The organism is Cryobacterium sp. MLB-32 (assembly GCF_000738085.1).
Classification (GTDB): Bacteria; Actinomycetota; Actinomycetes; order Actinomycetales; family Microbacteriaceae; genus Cryobacterium.
Map to the genome: position 1 here is coordinate 1 of NZ_JPRS01000169.1, position 9,367 is coordinate 9,367.

Sequence of the window (9,367 nt, forward strand, 5' to 3'; positions counted from 1 at the left end):
TTGCGCAGTTCCGCACTGACCATCCCGTCAATGGCGGTGTCGAGGAACGCGGCTGACACCGGGTCGGCGTCGAGAATGTAGCGTTTCATGCCGTTCGGCTGCACCAGCCGGGTCAGAGCCCGCCGTGAGACGAGCACCTCCTCGCGCGGTTCGACGCCGTCGACGTCGAGAGCATCGCGGTAGCGCACCGACAGTTTCCGCACCGAGTCCACCGGGTTGGTCGCCGCGAACTCCACCAGTTCCTTCTCCGCCGCAATCATGTCGTCGGTGGTCGCTCGCGGGGCCGCCTGCGCCAGGTTCGCCGTGATGAACAGCGCCGAATCCACCGGCAGAACCCCGGCAGCGAGGGCCTCGGCGACCGCGGAGTATTCCGGCGGTCGAGCCTCCCCGATCAGGCTCCTCCGTGGTCTGGTCACCGCCCCCACTCGGCAGAGTCGCCCGGCCTCCGCCATGGAGATATGCCCGATATCCGTCAGGGCTGCCGCGGCATTCCTGTTGCCGGTTCGTGCCGAGATGCTGTGCGGCCCCGAATCATGCTCGAACCGGTCCTGCAGCTGACCGGCCACCTGCGCCTTCAGCGCGTCCAACCGCCGTCCACTCGCAAACACGGCATCCGCCACGGCCAACAAACCCGCATCGGTCATCCGCTGAAGCTCCAACCCCGCACTCGGCCCGCCCTCTGAACACACCCCGCCACCCAGAGCTCGAGAGTACGTCTCGGCGAGTTCCGCCGTGCTCTCGATCAGGAGGTCCGTTGAAGTGGTCATGGCATAATTTTCCCAGCCACCACCGACACTGAAGCGACCTAAACAGCCCTGACCGGGTATTTCTGTGCACAACTGGCAAAGATTCTTCCCTGTGGAGGAACAGTTCTCACACCAATCAGGCCAAGCGGCGACACGCCCCACGCCAGCGGGGTCCTGAATGCAGTCGCGGGCCACGAGCACACTCCTCACGTGGACCGCCGGGCGCCACAGCGCCGCTGGAACCGTCGCCGAAGTCCAGCGGATCGCCACGGGCCTGAACGCTACCCCCAACGGGCTGCCGAGCAAGCCCCGCCTGTCGGCCTCACCGGAACGGCGGCCACGACGGGATCCGGACATCGTCAGGAAGGAGCGCAAGAGATCAGGGAGAAAATCGACCACGACGAATTAGTGTGGAGGAGAACGACGAGGGAGGTATCGGCAGCATGACCTTCGATCTCCTGACCCCGCCCAATGCCACGCCGGACGTCTCGTCGACCTGGCAGGCGCCGTTCCCCACGAGCATCACCCTCACCCTGTCCCGGCTGAGGCGCGGGGCTGGGGACCCCACGCACCACGTTGACGCCGACGGCACGCTGTGGCGCACCACTCTCACCCCCGATGGCCCAGCCACCCTCCGATTCACCCAGTCAGGCCTGCACACGATGCGCTGCGAAGCCTGGGGCGCGGGCGCTCGCGCCGCCCTCGACGCCGCGCCCGTGATGGTGGGTGCCCTCGACGATCCCACCGGATTCGTTCCCGGCGTCGATAGCCTCGCCGTGGCACACCGGCGCCTGCCGGGCCTGCGAATTCCGCGCACCGGGCGTGTGTTGGAATCCCTCATCCCGGCGATACTCGAACAGAAGGTGATCAGCCTTCAGGCCACCGCCTCTTGGCGCCGCCTGGTGCGGACGTACGGTACACCAGCACCCGGTCCGGTTCCGCTCGGCATGATGGTCGTGCCCACCATCCGCGCCTGGCAACTAATTCCCTCGTGGGAGTGGCACAAGGCCGGGGTGGATCCCCGCCGCGCCGGAATTGTTCAGGTCTGCCTGGGACTCGCCCGCCAGCTCGAGGGAGCAGCCGCCCTCTCCGCCGCGGATGCCTCGGCCCGCCTCCGCGCAGTGCCGGGAGTCGGCGCGTGGACCGCAGCCGAAACCGCGCAGCGCGCCTTCGGTGACGCCGACGCGCTCTCGGTAGGGGATTTCCACCTGTCCGGCATGATCGGCCACACCCTCGCCGGTGAGGCATTCACTGACGAGCAGATGCTCGTGGCCATGGAGAAATGGCGTCCACACCGCTACCGCGTGGTGAGGCTGCTTGAGGCGAGCGGACTGGGTGTGAAGCCGCGCCGCGGCCCTCGCGCGGCCTTCGTCGATCATCGCAACCGTTAGCGGTCCCGACTTCTCGTCGTGGCTCAGTTCAGCTCCGCTCCGTGCGCCGCGACTCCACGCCGCACGGGCACGGGCTACAGCGAATACTGAGGCTCCACCCGGAACGTGTCAACCGTGCTTGTCGCAGGGTTCGGGCCGTGAACGTTTTGGGCGTGAACGCACGCATCGCCGTGACCGCTTGATCAGGCCGGTCGGACCTTGCCGCCGAGGCCCAGGCTCATGTAGATGCTGTTCGGGTCGAGTACATAGTCCGCGAACGGATCGCACTCGACAAACCCGTGACGGGAGTACAAACGACGGGCCGCAGCGAAGTAGTCTTCCGTTCCGGTTTCAAGAGAAATATTCTCGTAACCGTCGCGCCGCGCATGATCGACGACATGGGCGAGCAGTGTCGCGGCGATACCCCGCCCTCGGGCGTTCAGGGCCGTGCGCATGGACTTGATCTCGCCGTGACCCGACGACAAGTCTGTGAGCGCGACGCACCCCAGGAGCGCCCCATTCTCCCGAGCCGTCCAGAACGATATCCCCGGCCTCGACAGCGCCTCAGCGTCCAGAGCGTGCACACTCTCCGCCGGCGACGTGGCAAACATCTCGGCCAGATGCTCGCTCAGCAGCCGGCGCACATCCGCTGCCAACGGTGCCTCGCGCTGAATCTCGATCATCACCCCAATTTACCGGCCTGCGGAAGACCAACGGCGCCGACCCCCGAGGGACCTCACCGCACTCGCCATCAGCCGATGGGCGGCGGCCCTTTGGTAGGAACGATCTCGATGCCGAAGCACACCGTCTCCATCTGCGGGAGTCCGGTGTCCGGATTACGCACCAGTATGGTTCTGCAGCGCGTGAGTCGAATCTCGAAGGGCGTGAAATCCGGCGTTGGCTTTCCGCCTCGTCGGCCCAAACCGAGAGGAACCAGATCGAGATGTTTGGGAAGCACGATCCCAAACTCGACGAGGGTCTCATCTCGCTGCTCAAGGAGGCGCCGCCCGACGTCCGGGTCTTGCCAGACGGCCTTGACCAAGGCAATCACGTTGTCCGTACCGGCGAATTCCTCGGCCTGAGATACAAGGTCCAAACCACGCTCCATGGTGATCCTCCCGTTTTTTCGGCGAGATCATCCGCAGCCGCACTATTTTGAACGATCTCCCACACCTCACATTAGATGTGAAAAATAGTGCCCACTCTTGCCCGGTCTGTCAACCGCCAGACGGGTGCAAGCGTGCCCGAGTGACCGGCCCGCGCTGTCGCGGCCACGCATCCTGTCGCAGCCACGCGAGAGGACAACATCCGCCCCTTCGATGCCCGCCAAGGGGCAGAACATGGCGGATCGAAATGCCCAAGGGGCAGAAGTTGGCAGTTCGAACCGCCCATGCGGCCGAAGTTGGCAGTTCGAATTACCCAGGGGGCCGAAAATCGCAGTTCGGACCGCCCAAGGGGCAGAAGATGGCAGTTCGAACCGCCCATGCGGCAGAAGATGGCAGTTCGAATTGCCCAGGGGGCAGGAGTTGGCAGGTCGGGCCGCCCAGGGGCAGAAGATGGCCGTTCGAATCGCCCATGCGGCCGAAGTTGACGTTCGAATCGCCCGCGGGCAGAAGATGGCAGTTCGAATTACGTATGGAAAAGAAGATGCCAGGTCGGATTGTGCATGGGGCAGAAGATGGCAGGTCACCACGAGAGGGGGCAACTTTCGCCCTCTCACACCGGCGCTGCCCGTCGCAGCGGGCATCCCCGTGCAGAACCACCCCGCTCAACCGGGTGCCAGCAACCGGGTGCCAGCAACCGGGTGCCAGCAACCTGATTGCCAGCAACCGGATTGCTCGGGACGCCTAGTGCGGGTACACCCGGATGGTGGCCGCAAGCGGACCTGCTGGCCGCACCGTGAACGAGGAGAGTATGCCATCGCCGGAATATCCCACGGACGCCACAATCGCGGTGGGGCCTGACACGAGATAGTTCGCGCCGGCGATCAACGGCACGTCGACCGGGGCACCGGCGGGGACAGCCACCGTCACGCGGGTGCCGTTCTCGGGGGTGATGGCGAGTCGGGCGTCCGACTGCCCGGTGTTCACGAGGTGCAGGACCGGCCCGGGACCGTCCGCGACGCTTACCAGAAAGTCGTCGTTGAGCGGCTCCGACGCCGTGAACCAGGCGAAGTCCTTGCTCGCCGCGCCCACGGTTTCGGTGCGCGCCGCGGTCACCACGGGCTGGTCGGACGTCACCGACACCGAGAAGGTGCCCTCGGTGAGCTCGGGGAACGGCACCTCGGTGACGATGCCCGGCGGCAGTTCGACCTCAACCGAGGCGCCCGCCGATGAGTCGTTCGTGCTCGTGAGCCCCACCTGAACCACGGCCGGCTTCGTTCCGGTCACCAGCACGCGCACGCTGGGCGTGCCGTCGGCGACGCCGGCATCGGTGCCGGACACCTCGGCGGCGGGCGGCGCCAGCAGCCGAACTCCGGAGATGACCTGCTGGAGCGCGGGACCGGTGGTCGGCGCGACGAGCTCCACTCCGCCGGGTTCGATGCCGCGGATGCTGCTCTGCTCGAGCGTGGCCGTCGTCTGGCCGCCGCGCGACTGAACGTGCACAACGGGCGACTTGAGATTGGGGGCCAATCCGGCCAGCGACACGATGCGCTGTTCGCCGGGCTGCACGAGAATTCCGGTGGCGCCGGGTGCGTCGACGGGTCCGGACTCGCCGAACACGGTGAGGTCAACAGTGGCGAGCACGGTCGTCGGGTTGCTCAGCAACACGAGGCTGGAGCGCCCCACATCCGTCGACCCGCCCACGAGCCACGCGTCACTGGTCGCCTCGGCACAGGCAGCGACGGCCAGCCCGTGCAGCGTCTCGGTGGCGATGGTCTGCGACTGACTGCCGGCAACGAGCGGCGCGGCGGTGGAACCCGGCTGAACGGGCACGGTGAGCAGGCGCGGTGCCCCGCTGCCCGACGCGTTGTCGACCGCTGTGATGTCGCTGGTCTGCACCGGAATGTCCTGCGAGCTTGAGGCCGAGGCACGCGCGGTGTACACGGCGGCAGCGTCGCCGACGGATGTTGCCGCCTGCGCCTGGGTCGAATCCTCCGCGAGCGCGAGCAGCGGTCCGGGGCAGACCCGCTGCTGTTCGCTCGGCGTGGGAGTGATGACCTCCGAGACGGGAACCGCCGCGATGGTCGGCCATGGCAGCACGATGCCGCCGCCCACAACGCCGACGGCCAAGGCCACGCCGACCAGACCGAGCGTGGCGGTGAAGGCGCGTTTTCCGATGCGGGCCGGTGCGGAGTTACTGGGCATTGTCGGCCTCCTCGGGGTTGGGCGTGTCTGTGTGCGGCGCATCGGGGGTCGTTGCGTGCGTGTGCGGCGCATCGGTGGCCCGCGCGGCGGCCGTCGTGTCGGTGCCGATCGCATCGCTGGCCGTCTCGCCGTTGTCCGGGATGTCGTCCGCAGCCTCATTCACGGCGTGCGAGGCGACTGCAGGCGCTGTCACTGGCGCTGTCGCAGCAGCCACGGCTTCGGATCTCTTCCGCATCGGGGCATCGTCGTCGTCATTCTGGTCAGCGGCCTGAGCCCGAGCCTTGGCGCTCGCCTTCGCAGCCGCGGCATCCGCCTTTGTTGCTGCCGCGACCGCTCTCGCGGCACTCTTCGCGTCGCGCTTCGCCACCGATGGCCTCGGGGTCGGGGTACGCGTAGGTGCACCGGCACCGGCACCGGCGTCACCGGCATTGTCAGCGGCGCCGTTCGGCGTCGCCGCGGCGGCATCCTTTTCCGTGGTGACGGCTGGTGACGGCTTGGAGCGGGTCGGTTTCGTTCGACCCACGCGCATTTTCGCCTTGGCCGGCCTGGCCTGTTTGGCTTGCCTGGCCTGTTCCCGTGCGGCACGGCGGATCGCCTCGCGATTGGCCTGTCGCACGGCCTCACGTCCAGCGCCCGCGGGGATGGACAGCAGCACGGCGACGCCGAACACGACGAGGGCGGCAAGCGTCCACAGCAGGCCGTACAGGCCGCCCGCGTTCGCGGGAATCGCCGCGGTCGCGCGTTCCTCCGGAGTCGCTTCGTGCTGCCACAGACGACCGAAGTCGGTGTCACCCACCGGAGCTAGCGCGGCATTGCCGTCGAGCGCCGTCTCGGTACGAATCGCGGTGGCGTCGGCTTCGGGGCTTGCCGACGACGGCACGCCGTTTTCGGCCGGCGCCTCGGTCTGCAGTACGACGAAACGGATGCCGAAATCGGCCAATCCCGCCGCAGCATCAAAACCGCTGCGAGAAGCGAGGTTGCCGGCCAGAGTCGCGAGGTCGCGCTGTTCCGCACTGAGCGACGCGTCGGTGCTCTCCAGCGTCGACTGCTGATTGAGCACGGCGCCGGGGCCGCGCACGACCGTGGCACGGATGCCGCCGTCGGCCTGCGGGGTGATCTGCAGGGTACCCACCCGCGAGTTGACCTGCGCTTCGGCGTCGATGAAGGCCGGCTGGGTGCGGTCGGTTCCCTTGATCACGAGGGTCGTGCCGAGCGGCACCGCGAGGAGGAGTGGAACGGCCACAATGGAGAGGGCGAGGGCGGCGGTCAGCCCGGGTGCAAGAGCCACCCGGCGTAGGGCGCGCAGTGAGATGACGACGGCGCCGACGATTCCGAGCCAGTACAGGCTGAGCCCGGCGCCCGCCCAGACACCGATGGCTTCGGCGCCCACCGATGCGAGGAGGAGGTGGTTCGCGCCGAGCGCGGTGGCGAAGCCAAGCAGCGCGATGAAGAGCGCGAAAGCGCCGCTCCGCGCACCGTTGAGCAGGAGGGCGGTGAGGGCTAGCAACGCCACGGGGGCGAGCAACACCGGAACCAGGATTTCGGCGTTCACGCCGGGTATTCCCAGTTGGCTCAGCAGCGGCACCCAGCCGCCGAGCTCTCCCGACGGAAACCCGAGCGCGATCTGCCAGTCGCTCACGTGTGGGGTCGAGATGGGCAGTCCGGGATCGGCGAGCAGTGCGAGCCAGTTGCCGCGCACTCCCTGATCGATCACGAGCGGCGCGGCCAGCACGAGCGCGGGCAGCGGGATGCCGATGAAACGCATCATGCTGCGCCCACCGGTGAGCAACACGACCAGCCACATGACCAGAAGCGCCGGTGCGAGTGAGGGCGCGCAGGCCACGATCGCTGCAAAGAGGAGGGCAGCGGATGCCGACGCGGACCACGAGCGAGCCGCCGCGTACCCGGCGAAGAACAGCCACGGCAAGAGCAGATGCACGAGGATCGCGGCCGGACGCCCCGTGGACAGAGCGCTGAGAAACGTCGGCGCCAATACCCACAGCACGGCGGCCAGGGCGCGGAGTCCCCCACGATCGGTCAGGCGGGTCGCCGCCATCCATGCTCCGAGGGCGGCGAGTGGAACCGCGAGCAGGTAGATGAGCACGAGGGAGAAGGACGGAGCCCAGAAGGTGAGCGACCCGAGCACGGCCAGCACGGCGCTGAACGGATCGGCGGCGCCGACGAAGCCGAGGCTGATGTCGCGCCATCCGTAGGTCGCGCTGGTCCAGAGATCGATCAGGTTGGCGGAGAGCGGCAGCATGCCGCCGCCGGCGAGGGTCTGTGCGTTCAGCAGGGGCGCGAACATGACCAGGGACACGAAGGCGGCCGCCAGCACGGTCCAGGCACCGCCGCTGGCGAAGAAGCGAATCTCGGGCCGATCGCCGCGAGCACCGGCCAGGCTGGCTTCGCGTTGCAGGGCGTGACGGCGTCGCATCTCGGCGCTCGTCACCCGCAGACTGGCGATGGATGCCCAGCCCAACGACCGGGTGGCGGCGAGCCTGCGGCGCGCGGCTCGCACCCGTCGGCCGTGGAAGGCGGCGCTGAACGCGGCGGCGAACTCGCCGAGAACGGCGCCCGGTTCCTTCTGCAGCAGTTGGCCGAGGGAACGCAGGAAGGCGAGCGGCACCAGGGACAGCCAGTGGAAGACCAGGGCCCACGCCGGTGAATACGCGAGCCGACGGTGCAACTGAGCGGAGCGCTCGGCGCGCACCCGGCGGCGGCGCAGGCTGCCTCGGGATGACTGGTTGGGTCCCGCCACACCGGCACCGGCCGAGGCGACGCGGGCTGCGGGGGCGACCGACACGCGGTAACCGGCCAGGCGTACTCGCACGCAGAAGTCGAGGGAGTCATCGACGACGGGCAGTGCAGGATCGAATCCGCCGAGTTGGTTCCAGACGGTGTGACGCACGAGCATGCCGCCCGCGCTCACGGCGAGCACATCGCTCAGACCGTCGTGCTGTCCCTGGTCGAGCTCGCTCTCCACCAGGGTGACGGTCGAACCGCCCGGCGTCATGGTGATGCCGAAGTCATGGATGTACTTCTCGGCCTCCCACTCCATCACCTTGGGACCGGCCACGGCAACGGACGGGGAGATCTCCAGCTCGGCCAGCAGCTTGGCCAGGGCCTCCGGTTCGGGAGCGCTGTCCTGCGCCAGCAGCCACAGCATCTGCCGGTCATCCTCTGGCGGGGACGTGACTCGCACGGCGGCCGCAATGGCCTGCCCGAAGCTCAGGTCAGCGGATGCCGAAATGAATTGGGTGGGTCCGAACCGCGACAGCATGTCTGCTGTGCCATCCGTCGAGCCGCCGTCGACCGTGATCACGATGTCCGGCTGACGAGTTTGGCGGGCTAGCGCCTCGAGCGTTCGCTCAAGGTGCTTCGCACCGTTCCGGGCGACAAGGATGGCAGTGACTCGCGGTTGCATAACGTAGACAGCCTAGGTCGGGTATTGCCGCCGGGGGTCAAGTGGGAGGGCGCGCCTCGAAATGGGGCCACGCACTCACCCGATCGTCAGGCGCGTTTTCGAAGTTTGCGGCGCTCTCGTTCAGAGAGACCGCCCCAGATGCCAAACCGCTCATCGTTGGCCAGCGCGTATTCCAGGCACTGCGTGCGAACCTCACACGATGCGCAAATCTTTTTGGCATCGCGGGTTGATCCGCCTTTTTCCGGAAAGAACGCCTCGGGGTCGGTCTGAGCGCACAAGGAGTCGGTCTGCCAGGAGAGGGGGTTGCCCTCGCCAATGTCCTGTCGAACGCCGGGTACACCCAGGTAAACAGGATCAACGAACCAGTCCTCGGGGACTCCAGAACGATAATCAGGTATAGCCATATCGTCTCCCACCGATCAAGTGACGCCCCGGTTGCGCGTCACCCCCTAATTACACCCGTGTAATTCCTTTTCGTCAAGTCGCGGATAGTAAACCCTCAATAGTTTCTAGAGAGTT

The 9,367-nt window shown here is 67.4% G+C and carries 7 protein-coding genes; 1 reads left to right on the forward strand and 6 read right to left on the reverse strand.

Translation table 11 applies throughout. The features are described from left to right. Window positions 1–767, reverse strand: a 767-nt coding sequence (locus JF66_RS14915; RefSeq protein WP_035879282.1) for a DUF222 domain-containing protein, incomplete at its 3' end; no start/stop codon positions are given. Between the two features lie 422 nt (window positions 768–1,189). Between JF66_RS14915 and JF66_RS14920 the strand changes: the two genes are divergently transcribed. Continuing rightward, window positions 1,190–2,137, forward strand: coding sequence for a DNA-3-methyladenine glycosylase (locus JF66_RS14920; protein ID WP_035879286.1), 948 nt, complete (start codon window positions 1,190–1,192; stop codon window positions 2,135–2,137). 182 nt (window positions 2,138–2,319) lie between these two features. On the opposite strand, the gene JF66_RS14925 is transcribed toward JF66_RS14920, so the two are convergent. From JF66_RS14925 to JF66_RS22395, 5 genes are all read right to left on the reverse strand, one after another. Beyond that, window positions 2,320–2,799, reverse strand: coding sequence for a GNAT family N-acetyltransferase (locus JF66_RS14925; protein WP_035879283.1), 480 nt, complete (start codon window positions 2,797–2,799; stop codon window positions 2,320–2,322). A 68-nt stretch (window positions 2,800–2,867) separates the two neighbouring features. Further along, window positions 2,868–3,224 (reverse strand): hypothetical protein, encoded by a 357-nt coding sequence (locus JF66_RS14930; RefSeq protein WP_035879284.1) that lies wholly within the window; start codon window positions 3,222–3,224, stop codon window positions 2,868–2,870. A gap of 739 nt (window positions 3,225–3,963) precedes the next feature. Then, entirely contained in the window at window positions 3,964–5,424 is a 1,461-nt protein-coding gene (locus JF66_RS14935; protein ID WP_035879285.1) for a DUF5719 family protein, read from the reverse strand. Continuing rightward, window positions 5,414–8,848 (reverse strand): glycosyltransferase family 2 protein, encoded by a 3,435-nt coding sequence (locus tag JF66_RS14940; RefSeq protein ID WP_051973589.1) that lies wholly within the window; start codon window positions 8,846–8,848, stop codon window positions 5,414–5,416. The genes JF66_RS14935 and JF66_RS14940 overlap by 11 nt, the downstream gene beginning before the upstream one ends. 86 nt (window positions 8,849–8,934) lie before the next feature. After that, window positions 8,935–9,252 (reverse strand): WhiB family transcriptional regulator, encoded by a 318-nt coding sequence (locus JF66_RS22395; RefSeq protein ID WP_081882418.1) that lies wholly within the window; start codon window positions 9,250–9,252, stop codon window positions 8,935–8,937. Between the last annotated feature and the right edge of the window lie 115 nt (window positions 9,253–9,367).